18 protein-coding genes are annotated in these 21,278 nt (G+C 72.8%); 11 read left to right on the top strand and 7 right to left on the bottom strand.

What is annotated here, in order from left to right; all coding sequences use genetic code 11:
• Positions 1-10 precede the first annotated feature (10 nt).
• Positions 11-1,273 carry a M20/M25/M40 family metallo-hydrolase gene (locus LRG10_RS04135; RefSeq protein WP_238634777.1) on the bottom strand — a complete coding sequence of 421 codons (1,263 nt, stop codon included), beginning with the start codon at positions 1,271-1,273 and terminating at the stop codon, positions 11-13.
• Positions 1,274-1,348: 75 nt separating this feature from the next.
• Between LRG10_RS04135 and LRG10_RS04130 the strand changes: the two genes are divergently transcribed.
• Complete coding sequence (locus tag LRG10_RS04130; protein ID WP_201169515.1) at positions 1,349-2,623, top strand: FGGY-family carbohydrate kinase; 1,275 nt, start codon at positions 1,349-1,351, stop codon at positions 2,621-2,623.
• On the opposite strand, the gene LRG10_RS04125 is transcribed toward LRG10_RS04130, so the two are convergent.
• From LRG10_RS04125 to LRG10_RS04105, 5 genes are all read right to left on the bottom strand, one after another.
• A complete protein-coding gene (locus LRG10_RS04125) occupies positions 2,620-3,135 on the bottom strand; it encodes a hypothetical protein (protein WP_238634776.1) in 516 nt (171 codons plus the stop codon). The genes LRG10_RS04130 and LRG10_RS04125 overlap by 4 nt on opposite strands.
• Before the next feature lie 325 nt (positions 3,136-3,460).
• On the bottom strand, positions 3,461-7,144 hold the full coding sequence (locus LRG10_RS04120) for a PAAR-like domain-containing protein (protein ID WP_238634775.1): 3,684 nt from the start codon (positions 7,142-7,144) through the stop codon (positions 3,461-3,463).
• Positions 7,141-8,175: a hypothetical protein gene (locus tag LRG10_RS04115; RefSeq protein WP_201169524.1), complete on the bottom strand. Its 1,035-nt coding sequence runs from the start codon at positions 8,173-8,175 to the stop codon at positions 7,141-7,143. The genes LRG10_RS04120 and LRG10_RS04115 overlap by 4 nt, the downstream gene beginning before the upstream one ends.
• Positions 8,172-9,191: a DUF2169 domain-containing protein gene (locus LRG10_RS04110; RefSeq protein ID WP_201169527.1), complete on the bottom strand. Its 1,020-nt coding sequence runs from the start codon at positions 9,189-9,191 to the stop codon at positions 8,172-8,174. Before LRG10_RS04110 ends, LRG10_RS04115 begins: the two co-directional genes overlap by 4 nt.
• An 11-nt stretch (positions 9,192-9,202) precedes the next feature.
• Positions 9,203-9,664: a hypothetical protein gene (locus LRG10_RS04105; protein ID WP_238634774.1), complete on the bottom strand. Its 462-nt coding sequence runs from the start codon at positions 9,662-9,664 to the stop codon at positions 9,203-9,205.
• Positions 9,665-9,842: 178 nt separating this feature from the next.
• On the opposite strand from LRG10_RS04105, the gene LRG10_RS04100 reads away from it, so the two are divergent.
• The gene (locus LRG10_RS04100) at positions 9,843-11,201 is read left to right on the top strand and encodes an adenosylmethionine--8-amino-7-oxononanoate transaminase (RefSeq protein WP_201169533.1); all 1,359 of its coding nucleotides are present in this window, start codon (positions 9,843-9,845) and stop codon (positions 11,199-11,201) included.
• 48 nt (positions 11,202-11,249) lie between these two features.
• Entirely contained in the window at positions 11,250-11,972 is a 723-nt protein-coding gene (locus LRG10_RS04095) for a 16S rRNA (uracil(1498)-N(3))-methyltransferase (RefSeq protein ID WP_238634773.1), read from the top strand.
• Here LRG10_RS04095 and LRG10_RS04090 read toward each other — a convergent pair.
• The gene (locus LRG10_RS04090) at positions 11,969-14,533 is read right to left on the bottom strand and encodes an ATP-binding protein (RefSeq protein ID WP_238634772.1); all 2,565 of its coding nucleotides are present in this window, start codon (positions 14,531-14,533) and stop codon (positions 11,969-11,971) included. The genes LRG10_RS04095 and LRG10_RS04090 overlap by 4 nt on opposite strands.
• 47 nt (positions 14,534-14,580) lie before the next feature.
• Here LRG10_RS04090 and gshB point away from each other — a divergent pair, with 47 nt between their 5' ends.
• From gshB to LRG10_RS04050, 8 genes are read left to right on the top strand one after another with little or no spacing between them, the layout of a single operon-like run.
• Positions 14,581-15,525 (top strand): glutathione synthase, encoded by a 945-nt coding sequence (gene gshB / locus LRG10_RS04085; protein WP_201169538.1) that lies wholly within the window; start codon positions 14,581-14,583, stop codon positions 15,523-15,525.
• Positions 15,522-16,571, top strand: coding sequence for an FAD:protein FMN transferase (locus LRG10_RS04080; protein WP_201169540.1), 1,050 nt, complete (start codon positions 15,522-15,524; stop codon positions 16,569-16,571). Before gshB ends, LRG10_RS04080 begins: the two co-directional genes overlap by 4 nt.
• Positions 16,568-17,434 (top strand): TonB family protein, encoded by an 867-nt coding sequence (locus LRG10_RS13220; protein WP_201169543.1) that lies wholly within the window; start codon positions 16,568-16,570, stop codon positions 17,432-17,434. The genes LRG10_RS04080 and LRG10_RS13220 overlap by 4 nt, the downstream gene beginning before the upstream one ends.
• Before the next feature lie 51 nt (positions 17,435-17,485).
• Entirely contained in the window at positions 17,486-18,064 is a 579-nt protein-coding gene (locus LRG10_RS04070) for a YqgE/AlgH family protein (protein WP_201169546.1), read from the top strand.
• Positions 18,057-18,485, top strand: coding sequence for a Holliday junction resolvase RuvX (gene ruvX / locus LRG10_RS04065; protein WP_201169549.1), 429 nt, complete (start codon positions 18,057-18,059; stop codon positions 18,483-18,485). The genes LRG10_RS04070 and ruvX overlap by 8 nt, the downstream gene beginning before the upstream one ends.
• Positions 18,482-18,994 carry a bifunctional pyr operon transcriptional regulator/uracil phosphoribosyltransferase PyrR gene (gene pyrR / locus LRG10_RS04060; RefSeq protein WP_201169552.1) on the top strand — a complete coding sequence of 171 codons (513 nt, stop codon included), beginning with the start codon at positions 18,482-18,484 and terminating at the stop codon, positions 18,992-18,994. The genes ruvX and pyrR overlap by 4 nt, the downstream gene beginning before the upstream one ends.
• Positions 18,991-19,977, top strand: a complete 987-nt coding sequence (locus LRG10_RS04055) for an aspartate carbamoyltransferase catalytic subunit (RefSeq protein ID WP_201241867.1) — start codon at positions 18,991-18,993, stop codon at positions 19,975-19,977. The genes pyrR and LRG10_RS04055 overlap by 4 nt, the downstream gene beginning before the upstream one ends.
• Complete coding sequence (locus tag LRG10_RS04050; RefSeq protein ID WP_201169558.1) at positions 19,974-21,257, top strand: dihydroorotase; 1,284 nt, start codon at positions 19,974-19,976, stop codon at positions 21,255-21,257. Before LRG10_RS04055 ends, LRG10_RS04050 begins: the two co-directional genes overlap by 4 nt.
• Positions 21,258-21,278: the final 21 nt, after the last annotated feature.

Below are 21,278 nucleotides of genomic sequence, written 5' to 3'. Positions count from 1 at the left end.
GCGCTGACCGCTAGGCGTCCTTGACACCCTTGGCGGTGGGCCCCGGGTGCGCCAGCCCTGCCGCCTGATCCAACCGCGGATGACCCTGGCGGAAGGTGTCGCGCAGTCGGCCGCTGCCGTCGTCCTGAGCATCGAGGGCCTGCAGGGTCCCGGTGACCAAGTGGATGGCCGCCAGCACATCGCCGGTGTGGCCGCTCTCCGAAATGGTGTGCATGTTGCGCACCGGGATCCCCAGCGAGGCGGCGGTGCAATCGACGTTGCCGAGCACCCCGGCCATGCCGTCGGTGCCGGTATCGCGACCGCTGACGTCGCGCTGGACAGGGATCTCCTGCTCGCTGGCCACGCGCTGGATCACGGCGTTGAGCTGCTCGCTGGCCACGGCACCGACGGTGTAGGTCACCCCGGCCCCCATGGTCAGCGGCTGGAAGCGCTTGTCCGAAACCCCGGGGGCGGCAACGTAGTCCTGGTCCACGTCCACGGCGATCAGTGCATCCGGGCGCAGCTCGCTGGCCAGTACGCGGCTGCCGAAGCGGCCGATCTCCTCGTAACTGGCGATGGCGAAGAGCATGCGCACGTTGCGAGCGCCGCCGGCCTGGGCGATCTGGTGCGCAGCCTCGGCAGTGGTGAAGCACCCCAGGCCGTTGTCCAGGTAGGCCCCGTAGAAGGTGTCCGGGCTGAACCCACGGCGGATAGGCCGGTTGAGGAGGATCGGGTCACCGGGGCGGACGCCCAGCCCCTCGACCTGCTTCTTCTTGTTCTCGCCGTGGACCTGCAGCTCCAGGTAGAGCTGCTCCTTCTTGACGCCCTTACGCCCGGTGCGGGTCTCCTCGTCGGCGAAGTGGATGGCCCCTAGGGCCTCGATCGTGCCGCCCTCGATGCGCCGGTAAGCACCGGGGTTCTCCGGGGCCTCGCTGAACAGGGTGACCTCGTGGCCGATCAGCGTGCCGGGCAGGAAGGAGTCGCTGTCGATCCAGACCTTGCCGTCGTCGCCGATGCTACGCACCTGCATGCGGATCTTGTCGGCGTGGCCGACCACCATCACCTTGAACAGGTCGTCCCGCCCCGGGTGGGTATCGAGGACGATCCCGGCGTGCCCCTGGAACTGGTGCACGCGCCAGTCGGCAGGCGCGAACGAGTCGAAGTACGGCTTGAGCACCCCGTAGGTCATGGCCCCTTCGAGGCCAACGGGGCTGGGCGCGGCGAGGACGTCGCGCATGCGCTGGAACTGCTCTTCGGGCATGGACTGGGTCCACGGCTTGCTGGACTGGGACATGGGCCTCCTCTCGCGTGTGGCTATCGGATTGCGTGATACTGGTCGCCAGGCTCACACCATAGCGCAGCTCAAGCCGTGGCATCGAACCGCAGATACGCCAGTGCCGGACTCGACGTCGGCACCTCCGGGTGCCGGGCGGCGGTGGTCGACCACCAGGGCGGGGTACTCAGCCGCGCCCGGGCCGAGTGGCCGGACGGCGTCATGCCCGCCGATCCGGAGACCTGGTGGGTGGTCGCCCGCTCGGCCCTGGCCCGGGCCGTGGCCGAGACGCGGCGACCGGTCGGCCGGGTGGCCGTGGACGGCACGTCCGGCACCGTTGTCTGGACCGCCACCGATGGCACGCCACTGACCCGCGCTATGCGCTACAACGAGCCTGCCGCCGGCACCTGGGCGGCGGTGGTCGCCCACCAGGCGCCGGCGACGAGCGGCGCCCACGGCAGCAGCTCCGGCCTGGCCCGCGCCCTGCACCTGGCCGCGCTCTACGGGTTGCGCGGCCCGTGCCAGCTGCTGACCCAGACCGACTGGATCGCCGGGCGGCTGTGCGGGCGTTTCGACTGCACCGACGAGAACAACGCCCTGAAGCTGGGTTACGATCCGGTCAGCCGGTGCTGGCCGGACTGGCTCCAGAGGGTACCCCTGCCCGACGACTGCTTGCCCGCCGCTTTCGAACCGGGCACCGCCATCGGCACGATCCGCGCCGAGGTGGCCCGGGCCACGTACCTGCGCGACGATTGCCAGATCGTCGCCGGCACCACCGACTCCATCGCCGGTTTCCTGGCCACCGGCGCCCGCGTCGGCGGAGAGGCTGTCACTTCGCTGGGCACGACGCTGGCCCTGAAACAGGTGAGCCGCCAGCCGGTCTTCGCCCCGGAACACGGGGTCTACAGCCACCGCCTGGGCGATCAGTTCCTCGCCGGTGGTGCCTCGAACTGCGGCGCTGGCATCCTGACTCGCTACTTCAGCGAAGCGGAGCTAGAGGCCCTGAGCGCCCGGCTTGACCCGGACCACGACACCGGCCTGGACTACTACCCGTTGCCAGCCGTCGGCGAGCGCTTCCCCTACGCCGACCCGCAGCTGCAACCGCGACTGGAACCCCGTCCCGAAGACCCGGTCCGCTTCCTCCAAGGGCTGATGGAGGGCGTCGCCGCCGTGGAAGCCGAGGGTTATCGCCGACTGCAGGAGCTAGGCGCACCGGCGCTGGAGCGCGTGATCACGGTGGGCGGCGGCGCCGCCAACCCGGCCTGGACGCGGATCCGCAGCCGCTACCTGGGCGTGCCCGTCAGCGCTGCCGAGGAGGCTGAGGCCGCCGTGGGCGCGGCCCGGCTGGCCGGCGGGCTGATCGACACCTAGCTGGAATACCCGCCCTGTCGACGACGCCCGGCCGGCTCCAGGCTGCCGTCCGTGAAGGCGCTCGGGTAACGGCGCAGCACCTCGGGGCCGTACTCCCGGGCGCGTCGCTCGTCGTCCCGCTTGCGGTACGGATCGAACACCCGCCCCGGCGGCAGCGGCTTGCGCGGGTCCATGTACCAGCAGTAGAAGTCCCACTCCTCCTGCAGCCGCCCCAACGGCACACTGAGGTGATTGTCCGGGCGGAGGGCGCTGAACCCGCCGAAATGACCGCCGTAGGACCCCGGACTGTACTCGGGGATGACCTGTAGCTCCTGCCAGGGCACCTCGATGTATTCGCCTTCACCAACCGGCGGGAGGGAGACGGTCTGGTTGCGACGATCGAAGGTCACCGTGTGCGGGGGCCGCTTGCCCCGGCGCATGCGGATATAGCTGCGCAACTGGCGCAGGGCGATGGCCAGGGCATACGCCGGCAGGAAGGCCAGCAGCAGGGAGAGGAGAGCAAGGGCGCCCATCCAGATCGCAAACTCCGATGGGTATTCAGCTAGAGCCATGTGGGCTGACAAGCTGGTCAGCGCCACGAATAAAACTAGGTACGCAACCGCCAGAATCAAGGGAAACGATACCGTATTTCCAGCATCGCATTTACAAAGCACTTGTACATGGTTCTCATTGGCCACCACAAAAACCGGCGCCTCTTCCGGCGCCCGATCCAGCACCGGCCAAGGCGGCAGACGATCCGCATTCCTGACCAACCAAGGATTTGAAGCCGAACGGCGCGCCAGCCAACGGCTGATGAATGGCGGCCGGTAGAATGTAAGTGCCATCGAGCCCTCCCTGTCACGCCCCCGTGCCCTGATCGCCCTCCGCCCGGGTGAACACCTCATCCACGGTGAGGGCGCGGGCAAGCACCGCGGCCTCGGCCCGGCCGTGCCAGGCGGGCACCGGCACCTGGGCCACCCAGTAGCGAGGTGTCCCGTCCGCCTCGGGCTCCGGCAGGGCGTCATCACCACCACCGGCCGCCGGCGCCAGCCGCTGGCGGACGAGGAAATACAGCTCGCCGCGCCACCCCGCCGGGACCGACACCTGGTCCCAAGAGAGCGTCAGGCTCAGGGCGCCCGGCGCCCCCAGGGGCTCCGCCTCAAGGAAGGCGGGCGGCAGCGGGGTGAGCTCTCCGCCAGCGCCGCTCTCGGGACAGCGCAGGACCCGGCACTCCAGGCGGTCCCGCCGCCAGACCACCCCCTCCAGGGTCAGGCGGACCTGACGCAGGCCACCGCGACCGCCCAGCTGCTGGCTGTACTCGGCGGCCACCCGCAGCGGCGGCCGGTGCAGGACCCGCTGCCACCAGGCAGCCACGGCCGGCCAGTCGTCCCAACTGCCGGCTTCGGCGGACCGCCGGGGCTGCGGCCCGGCCTCCACCGCCCGGGCGACCCAGGCCCACCCCGGATCCCCGGCCGACGCCCCCAGCCGCTGCCGTGACGACGCCGTGAAGGGGCCATTGCGGCAGAAGTCGGCAAACCGGGAGTCATTAAGGAACGAAGCTACCCCTGAGAAAGCGATACCCGTTACCAACAAGCCCACACCAAGCAGACCTGCCCCGGAAATCCACAACATGCCTGCGGCCCCGTAGGAGACACTCGCTGCAGTCCACGCTCGAGCGGCGGGTGCGTCGTCGCGACTGTGCCTTTGGAGACTCAGGCCTGCCGCATGAGCAGCACTTGCAAAAGCTGCGGCCGCACCCAGATAAGTGGTCACCGCTCCAAGCCGCTCCATGCGCGCGTACCGCGGGTCCCCCAACGGGATCCGCGGCTTCAGATAGGCCAACCGGGTCTGGGCCAGGAGCTCGGCCAGGGTCAGGGAGGAGGCTACGGCCCCGGCGATGTGGTACCAGTCCTCGGTGCGGGTCTGGCGCACGGCCTGGCCGATGTTGATCAGCTCCAGGGCGCCGAAGACGCTGCGCAGTGCGTGGCCGCCGGAGCTGGTGGAGAGGCGTTCGGCCAGGTCGGCCAGGCGTCCCTCCGGCATGCGGGTGGAACGCAGCTCGCGGACGCGGACCTCCTCCTCGATGCGCAACTCGGCGGCGCGCGGGCTGCCGAGGATCTGTAGCAGGCCATGGCCAGCATCGGCGGTGACGGCGTGGTAGTCCGGGGTGCCTGCGGCAAGGATGCGGAAGCGCCGCTCGTGGCCCTGGTGCTCGATGCGCAGGGTCCGGGTCTCGCCACCTGCTGGCGCCCCGGCCCGGCGCTGGAGCTCGGCGAGCGGGACGCCATCAAGGTCGGGTGCCGGGTAGCTGACCGTGGTCACTTCCAGCCCGGCCAGCAGGGACAAGCCGGGCAGCTCGCGGAAGCGCCGGGTGATGCGCAGCACGTGCTCAAGGGCGTCCCCCTGGTAGGTCACCGGCTCGGCAAAGGTGCTCAGCAGCAGGTACAGGACCTCCGCCGCATCGTCGGCGGTCACCGCACGGCGCTGCTCGGCCAGGTCGCAGCAACGCTCCCCCGCCTGGAGCCGCCGCGGAGCCCGGGCGAGCTGGATTTCCAGATCCCGGGTCGGGCGCGGCAAACCCGACCCCCGTGCCCCGGCGCCCAAGGCCAGGGGCTCCGCCGGCAGCAGGCGCGCCGCCACCCGGGCCAGCCCGGCCGGCTCGCCCTCGGCAGCGAGGACGGTGCGCAACAGGGCACGGGCCTGCTCCAGGTCGGCGGTGTCCGCCTCGCCCTCGGCCTCCGGGGTATCGCCGATGTGGCCGTCGGCTGCGTCTGCCGGCACCGCCAGCTCATGGAAGTGCACCCCCAGGGCGGCCAGGCCCTCTAGGATCCGCCGCGGGCTGTTGTCGACGTAGTCCGCCAGGGCGTCGGCGTAACGCTGACTGCCGAGCAACGCCAACCGCTGGCGACGTACCCGGCGGAGGGCGGCGCGGAGCTCGCTGCGCTCGGCCACGCCGAGCAACCGTTCGAGAAACTCGCGGTCCGGCGACCGCTCGCCGGGACCCAGGCGCTCCTCTACGAAGGCCAGCCGGAAGGTCCCCGCCGCCACCGCGTGGAGCGACTCGGCCGCCGCCAGCTGCTGCTCATCCACCTCGGGCGTCGCCCCGGCGGCCAGACGCTCCGGGTCGGTGCCGGTCTGCAGCCCGACGACCAGGGCCTCGAGATGATCCGCCAGCGCCGCCTGCTCGCGGGCCAGCCGACGCGCCTCACCCAGGGGATCGTCGAGGTAGAGCACCGCCAGGCCGTCGTCGGCGTAGGGGCTGAGGTCCTCGCGCACCGGTTCGGACTCCCCCTCCTCGGCCTCGGCGTCGCAGAAGGCGCCGCTCGCACCGATCCGCCCCGAATCGCCGGGCCCGGTGTCGGCCCTATCGGCAGGATCGATCGGGAAGAAGCGGTCCTCGGCGGGCGGCTCGGCATCCGGCGGCGCTGCGTCGTGGGCACCGGCACGGGGGTCATCAGGGGCAAGCCCACCGGCGGCCGCTACCCGCGCCCAGGGCAGCTGCACGGCCGAGAACAGCCCCTCCAGACTCACCGGTGCGCCCCCGACGCGCATCGGCAGCAGCAGCACCGGCCGCCCCTCGCCGCCCGGGCGCCGCACGTCGCCGCGCTCGTAGGCCAGGTTGACCTCGTGGAGGCGCCCGCGGGGATGGACGTAGCACTCGCGCCACAGGTACCGCCGGCCGCCCTCCCGGCGGAACAGGTAGAGCCAGCCGCCGAAGCCGAAACCGGCGTCCCGGTGGCGCAGCTCGGCGTTGCGGGCAAAGCGCACCAGGGTGGGCATCAGGACCGTAGGCGGCGAGGCGGCGGCCTCCGCCTCGTCCTCCGGGAGCCAGACCGGCTGCTCGGCCCCACGGGTGAGGGGGATCTTGCAGAACCCGTGGTGCCGGTCGGCGTCGATCAGGCTCAGCCTCAGCGCACCGGGGCCCTCCGGGAGCTCCTCGATCCGCGCCACCCACCCCTCGCCGTCGTGGACGCTCCAGCGCAGGGCCCGACTGCGGAACCAGTCGTCCTGCTCGGGCTCGGCCACCACCTCCCCGGGCAGAGGGGCATCGGGTCCGCCGCAGATGTCGACGCGCGTCTGCGGCCGGGGGTGGGAGGCCGGGGGCGGGTCGCCGCCGGCCAGGGTGCTCGGCGGCAGCTGCTCCTGAAGCAGCGGGGCCGGCGGGGTGTTCTCGTGATTGGCTACCATCGGGTCGAGGGCCCGGGCCACCGGCATACCTTCGACGAAGACATCCGGCGAGCCGCTACCGGGGAGGAAGGTGGCCGGCCCGGTGATCGTCCCGGAGACGGTGCCCCCTTTATCGCCGCCCTCGTCACCGCGGGAGCGCGCGAACTGCGAGCCCTCGGTACAAACCGGGTGCCCCTCGACGAAGACCGTGCCGGCGGTGGCCGCGGCGTCGCGAGACTCGGCGACGTTGAGATAGGGGATCGACACCGTCGAGCTGCCCACCGTAGTGCGGCAGACGTCGGTGGTCAGCAACTCGCCGCCCGAGCCGGCGTGCACCAGGGTGCGGCCATTGGCGGTGACCGTGGGCCGGCTCATGCGGATGCCTCCCCGCGCGACCCGCCAGCCTCTCCCCCACCTTCGCCGGGTCGTCGCAGTTCCAGGGCGCCGGCAACTCCGCCGCCCACGGCCGTGAGGAGAACCCGCTGCGGGCCTGACGCGACGCGCAACAGACCGGCCGCCGCCACCAGCTGCAGGGGCAGCGTGGCGGCCCCGGCGAAGCCCAGGGCCCGCCAGACGAGGTGGCGCGCCGCGACGGGCTCCCGGCGCAGAGCGGGCACTAGGCGGCGCGCGTTCGCCCAGGCGTGGCGTTCGGCCGGGGTCCGGCCGAATCCGTGGAGCTCGGCCCGGTCGCCGCCCTCCTCCGCCTCCGGCACCGCCGTCTGGAGCACCCGTTGCCAGGCTCCCGGCTGCTCCGGCGGACCGCCCAGGGCAAAACGCCGGAGCCGCACATCTGCCGCCCCGGCCCCGCGGTCACCGTGCAGTAGCAGGAAGGCGGCACCATCCGCGGCCGCCGGCCCGTCGACGGCAGGGAGACACTGGCGACGGACCCTTGGGTCGGCGCAGGCGGCCGGGGCGGCACAGGCATCCAAGCCACCGATCAGGATGCTTGTCAGGCGGCGCTCGACCACCGCCTGAACGGCGCGGTGAAGCAGCTGCAGGGGCGCCATCGCCCCCTGCGGCCGCCACCAGCGGACTCGCCGCAGGGCCGGCACCCGCTCTACCAGCTCCCCGACCAACCGGTCACGCCGTGCCCAGCACGCCCCGGGCCGGTGCGGGCCCGGCGGCAGGAGCACTGCCGCCGCGGGCTCCGCTGTCGCCAGCCGTTCGCGGAGCCGGGCCGCGCTGTCGCCGAGCAGGCGCTCCATCCGTGCCGCGTAGCCATCGCCCTCCCGGGCCGGATCGCTGAACACCGGGATTGGCTCCTGCGGCGCCTCGCCGAGGACCTCGGGCTGCGCGATGCGGTGGCCATCAACCACCGCGCAGGCCAGGGTGGCGGGATCGGCGCCGGCGGCGTGCTGGACAGCCAGCGGCTGGACGAACACGGCAGCGGGCGTGGTACGGCTCATCGCTCACCCCTTTCCAGGCCACCAGTGTCCACGCGCAGCGCCCAGCCCGGCCCCGGCGATGGCTCCGCCAGCCAGCCCCGCCAGACGACCCACACCCGGGCAGCATCGGCGTCGATGCCCAGGGTGTCGGCGTGCACCGGTACCCGCCGCCCACGCCCGGGCCGGCACAGGGTGACCTGCGGGCCACCGCCGGGCAGCCGCCAGGTGACGGTGCGCTCCGGCTCCGCATCCGGGATCACCCCCTGCAGACGGATGCGCTCACCGCCCTGCAGTGGGGCAGCGATGCGCTGATCCGCAGGGGCGGCGTTCCAGGCATCGGGATGCGGTAGGCGCCGGTAGCGCAGCCGGCCCTGCCGGTAGGCCTCGGCGTCCAGCTGGCCGAAGCGCCGGGCCCGGGGGGCCCAGGCGGCGGCCAGCGGGCCGAAACCAGCCGGGGCCCCGCGCCGGGTCGCGCGCTGACCATCCCAGAGCAACCGGGGCTGCGGCCCGGCGGCGGCACCCAGCCACACGGTCCGGTGCCCCCGCCCGACCGGATTGCGGGCATAGCGCCGATGCCGGGGCCCACCCGGTGGCCCGCCGTAGGCCAACTCGTAGGTGAGCGGCACCGGGAGCTCCAGGGGCCGGGGCGGGCTGGACCCGCGCGGCGCCCGCTCGCCGACGGCCCAGACCCGCTTGGGCGCCAGGCAGGGCCGGCCGCCGGCGTCCTCGACGCTCAGGCAGGCCGTCGCGCAGTCCTGGCCCGGCGGCGGCTGCACGGCACCGTGAAGCAGGCAGTCGCAACCCTGCTTGAAGGGGACGCACTCGGAGGCAGCCACCGGCGCACTGTCGGCGGGATCCCCGGCGTAGCGCTCGGCGGGCTCCAGCGCCGGTGGTGCATCGTCGAGGTGCAGCGCGCCGGCCGCCCCACCGCGGAAGAAGCCGGCCTTGACCGCCACCACGATCCCCGGGCGCCCAGCGGCGTCGAGGTCCGCCCAGGCGCGCGCGTCCAGCGGCCCCTGCACCGAAACGGACAGCATCGGCGCAGGCCTCAGTTGATGGCGACGCGTGCCCCGCGGATGCGGTACTCGCCGCGGGCCCGGGTCTCTACCGCCTCGGCGTCGATGCGGACGGTGCCGTCGGCACCGAGTTCCAGCTCGGCGCCGGCCACCTCCAGGCGGATGCCGCCGTGCCCGCCGCGCAGCAGGTAGCTGCCGTCGGGGCGCCGCTCGAGCGCGGCGCGGGGCGGCTCGTCAGCGTCGGCGAGGGCATGGACTAGGTAGAGTCCCCGATCGGCCGGATCGAGCAGCGCCACCACCCGGTCGCCGGGCTTGAGCGAGGCCAGCTCGCGGGCGTGGCCGGCCACCGGCCATTCGCTGATCCCCTCCGGGGTGTCGACGGCCACGCGGGTGGCCCGGCCCTGCGGCGTGGTGGTGAGAACCTCCGCCCAGCAGGCGGCGGTGGCGGCGTACAGCCCCACATTGGCGGGGCCAAGGACCGGTTCATCTTCCATGACGAACGTTCTCCTGTGCTATCCCATCCCTGGTTGCAAGCTTTACGGAACACCCACCGCCCGTGCGCCGTCAACAGTGCAAAACGTAAGGATTCTCCCCGGGCGGTAGACCCACCTCCCGACAGGAGGCAGACTCTCGTCCGGCGAGCCGCGACCCACGACTGCCCGGAGCCCCGCCATGAGCGACCGCAATAGCGAACTGATCCGCCGCGACCTGAACGTCCTGTTCCACCCGACCACGCAGATGAAGGACCACCACGACGGCCTGCCCCTGATTCCGGTGGAGGAAGGCCGCGGGGCGTGGCTTAAGGACCGCGACGGCAAGTGGTACCTGGACGCCATCAGCTCCTGGTGGGTGAACCTGTTCGGGCACTGCAACCCGCGCATCAACGAGGCCGTCCGCGGCCAACTCGAGCGGCTTGAGCACGTGATCCTGGCCGGCTGCTCCCACGAACCGGCGGTGCAGCTGGCCGAGCGGCTGGTAGCGCTCAGCCCCAAGGGACTCGAGCGGGTCTTCTTCACCGACAACGGCTCCTCGAGCATCGAGGTGGCCCTGAAGATGAGCCACCACTACTGGCGCAACACCGGGCACCCGGAGAAGACGCGCTACATCAACCTCTCCAACAGTTACCACGGCGACACCATCGGCGCGCTGAGCGTCGGCGACGTGGGCGTGTTCAAGGACGCGTACGAGCCACTGCTCATGGAGCCGATCACGGTGCCGTCACCGGACTGTTTCCACCGCGAGCCCGGCACCAGCTGGGCGGAGCACTCCGAGCAGATGTTCGTCCACATGGAGGCAGCCCTCCAGGAGCACGGCCACGAGACGGCGGCGGTGATCCTCGAGCCCCTGGTCCAGGGGGCCGGTGGCATGCGCATGTACGACCCGGTCTATCTGCAGCGGCTGCGCGAGGCGTGCGACCGCCACGGGGTGCACCTGATCGCCGACGAGATCGCCACCGGCTTCGGCCGCACCGGGACCCTGTTCGCCTGCGAGCAGGCGGGCATCGCGCCGGATTTCATGTGCGTCTCCAAGGGCATCACCGGGGGTTACCTGCCCCTGGCCGCGGTCCTGCTCACCGAGCCGGTCTACCAGGCGTTCTTCGACGACTTCACCCGGCTCACCGGCTTCCTGCACTCGCACAGCTACACCGGCAACCCGCTGGCCTGCGCCGCGGCCCTGGCCACGCTGGGGATCTTCGACAGCGACGATGTCCTCGCCCGCAACCGCGAGACGGCACAGCGCATGGCCGAGGCCGCCGCGCCCCTGGCCGGGCACCCGCACGTCGGCGAGGTGCGCCAGCAGGGCATGATCCTGGCCATGGAGATGGTCCGGGATCCGGGCCTGAAGACCCCCTTCCCTTGGCAGGAGCGCCGGGGCCTGATCGCCTACCGCCATGCGCTGGAGCGCGGCGTGCTGATGCGCCCGATCGGCAACGTCCTCTACTGGATGCCGCCCTACGTGATCGAGCCCGACGAGATCGCACTGCTTGGCGAAGTGGCCGCCGAGGCCATCGACCGGGCCACCCGCGACTAGCCGCCTGCTGCCCGGTCACCGGGCAGCCCCGAGCACGGAGACCCCGTCATGCCGCGCCTCTACATCGCCCAGCCCTTGGCGGCCGACAGCGTCATCGAGCTGACCGCCGACGCCGCCGCCCACGCCCGGGCGCTACGCTTGCGCCCTGGCGATACCGTGACCCTGTTCAACGGCAACGGCGGGGAGCACGCGAGCGAGGTGGTGGCCGTGGAGCGCCGGCGGGTGACGGTGCACGTCGGCGCCCACCAGCCCACCGAACGCGAGCTGCCGGCACCGGTGCAGCTCCTGCAGGCCGTGGGCAAAGGCGAGCGCATGGACACCGCGGTGGAGAAGGCAACCGAACTGGGCGTGAGCGAGATCGTGCCAGTCATGACCGAGCGCACCGTGGTGCGCCTGAACGATCCGCAGCGGGCGTCCAAGCGCCGGCGGCACTGGGAGGCGGTGGCCCGCGCGGCCTGCGAGCAGTGCGGCCGCAACACCCCACCGCGGGTGACCGAACCGGTCCCGCTGGGCCGGGCCTGGGCGCAGTGCGACGGCTATCCGCTGCGCCTGACCCTGGACCCGCTGGCGGAGCCGCGCCTCAGCGAGTTGACCGGGACGGCGGCGACCTCGCTGCTCATCGGCCCCGAGGGCGGGTTGAGCCCGGCAGAGCTCCAGGCGGCCGAGGCCCACGGGTACCGGCGCGGTCGGGCGGGCCCGCGGGTGCTGCGCACGGAGACCGCTGCGGTGGTCGCCCTCGCCGCGGTAGGCCTGGCCCTCGGCGAGCTCTAGCCGACGCCCGCCGAGGCGGCGCACGCCTGGGCCAGGGCGTCGGCGAGCTGCCCCTCGTCGTAGGGCTTGAGCAGCACTCGGGCGGCACCCAGCCCTGCGGCAGCGAGCCGCTCCTGATCCACGGCCCGCGTGCTCACGGCCACCAGCGTGCCGGCGTCAATGCCGGCCTCGGCCACCAGTCGCTGCAGCACGCCGAGGCCTTCCTCGTGCTGGAGCATCTCCATCTCCAGATCGACGAGCAGCGCCCGAGGCGTACCCGCCGCCACTGCGCGGTGGGCCTCCTCGAGCCCGGCGGCCCCTTCCGGGTCGAAGCCCTGGCGGGCCAGGCGATGCCCGGTGATCCGGCGCATGGTGCGCGAATCGTCGAGAACCAGGACGCGGGGCCGCGCGGAGGCCTCGCCGGCGGGCTGCTCCGGGGCCGACGCACCGGGCATCGGCAGGCGCAGGGTAAAACGGGTGCCGGCGCCCGGTGCGCTCTGCATCTCCAGCGTGCCGCCGAGTTCGTGGACCACGCCGGCCACCTCGTCCATGCCCATGCCGGCGCCCGGCTCACCCTCGGGGTCGAGGGTGGAGACGCCCGGCAGACAGATCAGGCTCAGCGCCTCGTCGTCACTGAGCGCCGCCGTGGGTTCGTTGGGGTCGTAGTCGGAGACCTGGCGCTGCAGCGCCTCGGAATCCAGGCCGGCGCCGTCGTCGCTGACCACCAGCAGCGCCTCGTCCTGGCCGTGGTGCAGGCTCAGGGCGACCCGGCCGACCTCGGGCTTGCCGGCGGCGGCGCGTGCCTCGGGGGGCTCGATGCCGTGGCGCACGGCATTGCGCAGCAGGTGCTCCAGTGCCGGTCCGAGGGCCACCAGGTGACCCTCGGGCAAAGTGCACGACGCCCCCTCGACCATCAGCTCGACGCGGCGCCCGCACTCGCCGGCAGTGGCGTGCACCAGGCGATCGAAGGCGTCGACATGCGGCTCTAGGGTCGCCCTTGCCGGCGCCGGGTCAGGCTCCGGGCTCAAGCCAGAGGGCCGGTCGGCGCCCGGGGCCGGATCGTAATCCGGCTGCGGTGCTTGTGGCGCCGCGGGGTCCAACCCCGGCTCGGCCGCTGCCTCGCCGGCAGGACCGGTGGAGGCGTCACCGCCCGCGTCCTCGGCGGATTCGGCCAACTCAGTGGCCAGCGCATCGCCGAGGACCTCCGCGCCGGTACCGCTCTGCAGGCCCCAGGCGTCGGCGGTACTGGCCTGTGCGTCGCCGTCTTCGCCGGCCCAAAGCTCGCTGTAGTCGTAAGCCTGCGCTCCAGCGCTCGCCTCCGCGCCACCGCCTAGGACCTCGCGGCGCAGCACGCCGACGCTGTCGGCCAGCTGCTCAAGGCCGTGGCGCAGGCGCTGCCCGGTCTCAGCCGTGGCGCCGTCGGCCAGGGCGGTGGCCACCTCGCCCTCCAGCTCGTGGCAGCGGCTGAAGAACTCGGTGAGCCCGGCGAAGCGCGCCCCGCCCTTGAGGGTGTGCAGGATGCGCTGGATGGCCAGCCCGGCCTCCGGGTCGCCGGCGCGCCAGCGCTGCAGGGCGGCGCCGATCTGTGACAGCGCCGGCCCCACCTCGGCGTAAAACAGCGCCTGCAGATCGACGTCGCTGCGCACCAGTGCCCGCGCGGCCGACCCCGCCTCGTCCTCGACGGGCGCCGGCATGGCCAGGGTGGCCCCGGGCAGACGCCGGGCGGCGGCCTGGACCTGCGCGACCCGGCCGCTGCCCGGAGCCTCGGTCAGCGGCTGAAGCAACGCCTCGGCCATGCTCGGCTCTGGCAGCCCACCATCGGCGCCCTGCTCGACCAAACGACGCAGCTCGCGGTCGTAGGCGGCGATAGCCCGCTTCTGCACCGGGTCCAGGGTGTCGCCCTGGTCGAGCAGATCGAGCACGGCCAGCGCGCTCCAGCAGACACTGCCGGCGGCGCTGTCGCCCAGGGTGGCCTCCAGCGGCTCAAGGACACCACGCAGCTGCCCCAGCGCCTGGCGCTCATCACCGCGGATCAGCTCCAGGAGCCCGCGCTGGTAGGCCAGGCGACTGGTGCGGACGGCCTCCCCGCCGGCCCCGCCCGAGGCCTCGGGTGCGCCCGGATCGAGGCACTGGCGCAACAGCGCCAGGCTGTCGTAGCGCGGCCCGCCGCGGGCGCGGCGCAGGCCGTCGATGAGGCTGGCCAGTTCCGCAACCGGATCTTCGGCGCGGACGGCGATGCGTTCGATGGCCCGCGGCAGCCGCAGGACGGCGTCCATCAGCGCGGCGCGCAGCGGTTGGGCCTCCACCGCGGCCGTCTCCGGCGCCTGGTAGGCCCGCTCAAGATCGCCGGCGGCGGCACGCAGCTCGGCGCTGAGGTGTTCAAGCTCGCGCACGCCGACGAACAAAAATCCGCCATGCAGGCGCTGGAGCTCACCGTGGAGCGCGGTCAGCGCGCCGGGCTCGTCGCCGACTTCCTGCAGACGCACGGCCGCGGCGCTGACGCTGTCGCGCAGCTCGGGCAGCAGCCGGGTCAGCTCGCGCCGGGGGTCGACGCCGAGGGCCTTGGTTCGTCGCTCATCCATGGGTTGGTTACAATGCCACAAACCACTCAGCTGCCGTGAATCTGCCCATGAGCGCTCGACTCGGCGTCGTGATGGACCCCATCGCCGCCATCCACCCCCGCAAGGACTCCACCCTCGCCCTGATGCTCGAGGCCCAGCGCCGCGGCTACGAGCTCTGGTACTTCCTGGCCACGGACCTCTACGCGGACGGCGGAGCCGCCTGCGGGCGCGGCCGGCCGGCAAAGGTCCGCGACGACGAGCGGGACTGGTACACGCTGGGCGAACCGCGGCCGATGCCCCTGGCCGAACTCGACACCATCCTCATGCGCGAGGATCCGCCGGTGGATGCCGGCTATATCAGCGCCACGCAGCTGCTGTCACTGGCCGAGGCGCAGGGGGTGCGGGTGGTGAATCGACCGGCGGCGCTGCGCGATGCCAACGAGAAGCTCTTCGCCCTGCACTGGCCCCACCTGTGCCCGGCCACCCGTGTGGCCGCCGACCCGACGCAGCTGCGTGCGTTCATCGCCGAGCAGGGCAAAGCGGTGCTCAAACCGCTGGATGCCATGGGGGGGGCCTCGATCTTCGTCCTCGAGGCGGGCGATCCGAACACCAGCGTGGTCCTGGAGACCCTCACCGACGGCGGCCGGCGCTACGCCCTGGCCCAGGAGTACCTGCCCCGCATCGAGGAGGGCGATAAACGGGTACTGGTCTTTGGCGGCGAGCCCTTCCCCCATGCCCTGGCGCGGATCCCGGCGCGGGGCGAGACGCGGGGCAACCTGGCCGCCGGCGGCCGCGGCGAGGCAGCACCGGTCACCGAGCGCGAGCGCGCCGTCTGCGCCGAGCTGGCCCCCACCCTGCGCGAACGCGGCCTGGAACTGGTGGGGCTGGACTTCATCGGCGAGCGGCTGACCGAGATCAACGTCACCAGCCCCACCTGCTTTCGCGAGATCGACGCCCTGTGCGGCGTCAACACCGCCGGCGCCTTCTTCGATCACCTGGAGGGCTCGGCATGACACGCCTGGTTTCCGCGGGCCGCGCCCTGGCGCTGGCGGCCCTGGCCGCCGCCATGGGGCTGGCCGGCTGCGCCGATGAGCCGGATTCGACCCGACTGCAGTTCATCTCCCTGGGCACGGAGGTGGAGATCCATATCCTCGATGCCGGCGACAGCGACGCCGAGGCGGCCGCCAAGGCGGCCCGGGCGGAGATCGACGCCATCAGCGAGGCCTGGGAACCGACTCGCGGCTCGGAGCTCGGGCCGCTCAACGAGCGGCTCGCTGCCGGCGAGGGCATGACCGTCAGCAAGGAGCTGATCGCCATCCTCGAGCGCGCCCGCGAGATGGAGGAGCGCACCGGCGGGCGCTTCAGCCCGGCCATCGGCGGACTCACCGAGCTGTGGGGCTTTTCCGCCCAGGACGGCCCGCTGGCCGAGCCGCCACCGGCCGAGGAGATCGAGGCCTGGGTGGAGCAGGCGCCGCGCATCGCCGACCTGAGCTGGGATGCCGATCGCTACGTGACCAGCAGCAACGACGCGGTGCGCATCGACCTCGGCGGTATCGGTAAGGGGTTTGCCGGCGAGCGCGCCATGGCCGCCCTGCGCGAGCAAGGGGTGCGCACGGCGCTGATCAGCCTCGGCGGCGATCTGATCGCCCTGGGGGCGCCGGCGGATCGGCCTTGGCGGATGGGCGTCCGCGACCCCCGGGCCGGCACGGTGCTCGCCGCCGTCGAGGCGCACGCCGATGAGAGCGTGTTCACCTCCGGCGACTACGAGCGCACCTTCACCCACGAGGACCGCCGCTACCACCATATCCTCGACCCGACCACCGGTTACCCGGCCATGGGCAGCCGCTCGATGACGGTGATCCACGAAGACCCGGTCCACGCCGACGCCGCGGCCACGGCGCTGTTCATCGCCGGCCCCGAGGACTGGCGGGCCCTGGCCGAGGCGCTGGAGATCCGCTATGCGCTGCTCATCGACCGCGAGGGCGTGGTCCGGATGAGCGAGGCCATGGCCGAGCGGGTTGAGTTGCGGGGCGAACCGGAGACGGTCCACGTCGAGTGAGCGAGGCACCAGCCGTGAACGACCCCGCGGTGCAACCGGATGACCGTCTGGGCATGGCGCTGTTCCTCGCCGTGGTGGCCCACGCCCTGGTGATCCTGGGCGTGGGGCTGACCTGGGAGGGCGACGAGCGCCCCCAGGATGCCTCGATGATGGAGGTCACACTGGCCTACGACGAGGCCGAGACCCCCCCGGAGGACGCCGACTACCTGGCCGATCTGGACCAGGACGGCGGGGGCGTGGCTGAGCAGGCGCAGATCCCCTCACCGGTGGCCGGCGAGCCGATCCCCGCCGTGGAAGCCCCCGAGCCGGGCGAACCGGCGGCCGCCCCTGAGGCGCGGGCCGAGTCTCTGATCGACAGCGAGCAGGCCGAGACGCCAACACCGCCCGCCGATGAGCAACCCCGGGCCGAGGAGCGGCCTTCGCTCCAGGATCTGCTCGACAGCCGGCGCCAGGCGGCCGCCGCCGAGGCGGCGGCGCTGCAGCAGCGGCTGAGCCAGCCCCGGGAGCCGACCAAGCGCTTTCTCAACGCCCGCACGCGCTCCCACGAGGCCGCCGCCTACATGGAGGCTTGGACGCGCAAGGTGGAGGCCGTGGGTAATCTCAACTACCCGAGCGAAGCCCGCGAGCGGGGGCTATCCGGGCAACTGATCCTCGAGGTAACGCTGATGCCGGACGGGTCGCTAGAGGACGTGCGCATCATCCAGCCGTCGCGCCACCGGCTGCTCGACGAGGCGGCGGTGCGCATCGTCCGGCTCGGTGCCCCGTACCCGGATGTACCCGAGGAGGTCCTCGAGGGGCAGGACCGCCTGGTGATCACCCGGACCTGGGCATTCATCGAGGGCCGGCGCGTGCGCGCTCAATAACTGCCTTGCCACCCTTGTCCCGGCTGCGCGCGGTGGCCGATACTGGAGCGCATGAGCGAGCAAACCGGACAAGGCGGGGACCAGCTGGGCAGTCAGTTCCTGATCGCTATGCCGGCCCTGGACGACCCGAACTTCGCACAGACCGTGACGCTGCTCTGCGAGCACAGCGAGGACGGGGCGATGGGCATCGTGGTGAACCGACCCACCGAAGTCACCCTCGGCGATCTGTTCCGCCACCTGGAGCTGGAGATCAGCGACGGCTGCCCGCAGGATCAGGTCGTCTACGCCGGTGGACCCGTGCAGCGCGAGCGCGGCTTCGTGCTCCACCCGGCCGGACAGGAGTGGAACGCCACCGCGCCGGTCTGCGAGGGCGTGGCCCTGACCACGTCGCGGGACATCCTCGCCGCCCTGGCGCGGGGCGAGGGCCCGGAGCGCTTCCTGGTGGCGCTGGGTTACGCCGGCTGGGGCGCCGGCCAACTGGAGGAGGAGCTGGCCCAGAACGCCTGGCTCTCCGGCCCCGCCGATGCCCGGGTCATCTTCGACACCGATACCAGCCAGCGCTGGCGCGCCGCGGCCGCGCACCTGGGTGTGGACATCGCCCTGCTCTCCTCGGAAAGCGGGCATGCCTGAGCCGCCCGGCGGCATGCTGATGGGCTTCGACCCCGGTGAGCGGCACATCGGCGTGGCCGTCGGCGAGGCCCTGTTGGGCACCGCCCGCGGCGTGACCACCCTCAGCGCACGCCACGGACAGCCGGACTGGGCGGCAGTCGCCGGGCTGCTTGAGCACTGGGCGCCGGCGGCGCTGGTGGTGGGGCTGCCCAGCCACGCCGACGGCAGCGATGCCGACAGCACCGCCCTGGCCCGGCGCCTGGCCGGCCGCCTGCACGGGCGCTTCGGGCTACCGGTGCACACCATCGACGAGCGCCTCTCCTCGCGTGCCGCGGAGGAGCGGCTCGACCCGCGGCAGCGCCAGCGCGACCCGCAGGCCGTGCACGCCGAGGCTGCCGCGGTCATCCTCGAGACCTTCTTTGCCCAGCAAGGGGTGGCATGACTGACGCCGAGATCGACGTCCCGCAGTTGCTCGACACCGTCGCCGCGGAGATCAACACCGAGCTGGAGCGCCGCGGCATCCGCTCGCCGATCCTGGTGGGCATCCACACCGGCGGCGTGTGGGTGGCCCGCGGGCTGCACGACCGGCTCCTCGCCCGCCCGCCAGTGGGCACCCTGGAGGTCGCCTTCCACCGCGACGACTATGCGACCTCCGGGCTCAAGGCGGCGGTGCAGACCTCCGAGGTTCCAGTGACCCTGGACGGACGTGCTGTGCTGCTGGTCGATGACGTGATCCACACCGGCCGCACCACGCGGGCGGCGCTCAACGCCCTGTTCGACTACGGCCGCCCACAGCAGGTGCTCCTGGCCGTGCTGGTCGACCGCGGTGGACGGGAGCTGCCGGTCCAGCCGGATGTCACCGGGACCCGGCTCGAACTCCCCGGTGGGCAGCGGCTCAAGCTGCGCGGCCCCGAGCCGCTGCGCTTCATGCTGGAAGGAGAGACGCCGTGAGCGTGCAACTCGACCCGCAGGGGCAGCTGCGCCACTTGGTCACCACCGAGGGGCTGCCCCGCGAGCTGCTCACCCGCATTCTGGATACCGCCGAGTCGTTCTCCGGGGTTCTCGGCAAGTCGGTCAAGAAGGTTCCGCTGTTGCGCGGGCGGACCATCATCAACCTCTTCTTCGAGCCGAGCACGCGCACCCGCACGACCTTCGAGCTGGCTGCCCAGCGGCTCTCGGCCGATGTGCTCAACATCGACGTGGCCACCTCCTCCACCAGCAAGGGCGAGAGCCTGCTGGATATGCTGCGCAACCTCGAGGCGATGCAGTGCGACGCCTTTGTGGTCCGCCACGCCGACAGCGGCGCCGCCGAGTTCATCGCGCGCCATGTGGCCCCCGGGGTGGCGGTGATCAACGCCGGCGACGGGCGTCACGCCCACCCTACCCAGGCCCTGCTCGACGCTTTCACCATCCGCCGCGAAAAGGGCCCACTGGAGCCGCTGACCATCGCCATCGTTGGCGATATCCTCCACTCGCGGGTGGCCCGCTCGCAGATCCACGCCCTGCTCGGCCTCGGCGCTGGCGAGGTGCGGGTGATCGGGCCGCGCACGCTGCTCCCGCGGGATATCGGGCGGCTGGGGGTGCGGGTCCACGAGGACATGGATGCCGGGCTCGACGGCGCCGACGTGGTGATGATGCTGCGCCTGCAGCGCGAGCGGATGCGTGGCGCCCTGCTGCCGAGCGAGAGCGAGTTCTTCGCCCGCTACGGGCTGACCGAGCGGCGCCTGGAGCGCACCCACCCGGAGGCCATCGTCATGCACCCCGGCCCGGTCAACCGCGGCGTCGAGCTCGACCCCCAGGTGGCCGACGGGCCGCGCTCGGTGATCCTGCGCCAGGTCACAAACGGCATCGCGGTGCGCATGGCGGTCATGTCCATGGTCCTCGGCGGGCAGGGCGAGATCCCCACCGAACCGATCGAGGAGGCGTCGAGTTGAGCCGCATCCACATCCACGGCGGACACGTCATCGACCCGGCCAGCGGCCTGGACGAGCCGCGCGATGTATTCATCGCCGACGGGCGGATTCTCGCCGTGGGCACGGCGCCGGACGGGTTCGCCGCCGACCGGGCCATCGACGCCACCGGGCAGCTGGTCCTCCCCGGCCTGGTGGACCTGGCCGCGCGGCTGCGCGAGCCCGGCGCCACGCGCAAGGGCGGCATCGTCCCGGAGAGCCGGGCGGCGGCGGCCGGCGGGATCACCACCCTGCTCCTGCCCCCGGACACCCGGCCAGCCATGGACACGCCGTCGGTGGTGGAGCTGGTGCACAGCCGCGCGCAGGTGGCCGATGCCGCCCGCGTGCGGCCGCTCGGGGCGCTGACCCGCGAGCTCGATGGCGAGTACCTGGCCGAGATGGCCGCCCTGCGCGACGCCGGCTGCCCGGCGGTCTGCGACGGCGGCCGCCCCGTCGCCAACACCCTGGTGTTGCGGCGCGCACTGGACTATGCAGCCACCTTCTCGCTGCCGGTCGTCCTCACCCCGGAGGATCCGAGCCTGGCCGACAGCGGCCGCGTCCACGAGGGCGAGACCGCCACCCGGCTGGGGCTGCCCGGGCAGCCGGCGGCGACCGAGACCGCCGCCGTCGGGCGGATCCTGGCCCTCGTCGAGGAGAGCGGCAACCCGGTCCACCTGGGCCGGCTGTCCACGGCGCGCGCCGCCGCCATGGTCGCCGAGGCGCGCCGGGCACAGCTGCCGGTGACCGCCGACGTGGCCATCCACCAGCTGCTGTTCACCGAACAGGACTGCGACGCCTACAACACCGCCGCCCACGTCCGCCCGCCGCTGCGCACCGCGCAGGACCGCGACGGGCTGCGCCGGGCGGTGGCCGAGGGGGCGATCACCGCCATCTGCTCGGACCACCAGCCCCACGACCCTGACGCCAAGATCTGCCCCTTCGCCGACAGCGAACCCGGTGTCAGCGGCGTCGACACCCTGCTCGGGCTGACCCTGCGCCTGGTCGACGAGGGGCTGCTGTCGATCGCCGAGGCGGTCGACCGGGTCACCCTGGGCCCGGCCCGGGCGCTCGGCCTGGAGGCCGGCACCCTGACGCCCGGCGCCGCCGCCGATGTGGCGGTCGTCGATCCGCGACAGACCTGGCGGGTGACCCCCGAGAGCCTGCACAGCCGCGGCCGCAACTCCCTGGTCCTGGGCCAGGAGCTGGCCGGCCGCGCCACCGCCACCCTGGTCGCCGGGCGCATCGTCTATCCCCGCACCCCGTGAACCGAACCGATTCGGAGGCAA

Origin of the sequence: Halorhodospira sp. 9628 (genome assembly GCF_022228075.1) — a bacterium.
Classification (GTDB): domain Bacteria; phylum Pseudomonadota; class Gammaproteobacteria; order Nitrococcales; family Halorhodospiraceae; genus Halorhodospira; species Halorhodospira halophila_A.
This window is presented reverse-complemented; position numbering and strand designations above follow the sequence as displayed.

Excerpts from the sequence above, each read along its gene's own strand:
- LRG10_RS04095 (WP_238634773.1), top strand. The coding sequence starts at position 11,250 with ATGCCGCGCCTCTACATCGCCCAGCCCTTGGCGGCCGACAGCGTCATC.
- LRG10_RS04135 (WP_238634777.1), bottom strand. The coding sequence starts at position 1,273 with ATGTCCCAGTCCAGCAAGCCGTGGACCCAGTCCATGCCCGAAGAGCAG.
- LRG10_RS04090 (WP_238634772.1), bottom strand. The coding sequence starts at position 14,533 with ATGGATGAGCGACGAACCAAGGCCCTCGGCGTCGACCCCCGGCGCGAG.
- LRG10_RS04105 (WP_238634774.1), bottom strand. The coding sequence starts at position 9,664 with ATGGAAGATGAACCGGTCCTTGGCCCCGCCAATGTGGGGCTGTACGCC.
- LRG10_RS04070 (WP_201169546.1), top strand. The coding sequence starts at position 17,486 with ATGAGCGAGCAAACCGGACAAGGCGGGGACCAGCTGGGCAGTCAGTTC.
- ruvX (WP_201169549.1), top strand. The coding sequence starts at position 18,057 with ATGCCTGAGCCGCCCGGCGGCATGCTGATGGGCTTCGACCCCGGTGAG.
- pyrR (WP_201169552.1), top strand. The coding sequence starts at position 18,482 with ATGACTGACGCCGAGATCGACGTCCCGCAGTTGCTCGACACCGTCGCC.
- LRG10_RS04080 (WP_201169540.1), top strand. The coding sequence starts at position 15,522 with ATGACACGCCTGGTTTCCGCGGGCCGCGCCCTGGCGCTGGCGGCCCTG.
- LRG10_RS04110 (WP_201169527.1), bottom strand. The coding sequence starts at position 9,191 with ATGCTGTCCGTTTCGGTGCAGGGGCCGCTGGACGCGCGCGCCTGGGCG.
- LRG10_RS04120 (WP_238634775.1), bottom strand. The coding sequence starts at position 7,144 with ATGAGCCGGCCCACGGTCACCGCCAATGGCCGCACCCTGGTGCACGCC.
- LRG10_RS04125 (WP_238634776.1), bottom strand. The coding sequence starts at position 3,135 with ATGGGCGCCCTTGCTCTCCTCTCCCTGCTGCTGGCCTTCCTGCCGGCG.
- gshB (WP_201169538.1), top strand. The coding sequence starts at position 14,581 with ATGAGCGCTCGACTCGGCGTCGTGATGGACCCCATCGCCGCCATCCAC.
- LRG10_RS04115 (WP_201169524.1), bottom strand. The coding sequence starts at position 8,175 with ATGAGCCGTACCACGCCCGCTGCCGTGTTCGTCCAGCCGCTGGCTGTC.
- LRG10_RS04100 (WP_201169533.1), top strand. The coding sequence starts at position 9,843 with ATGAGCGACCGCAATAGCGAACTGATCCGCCGCGACCTGAACGTCCTG.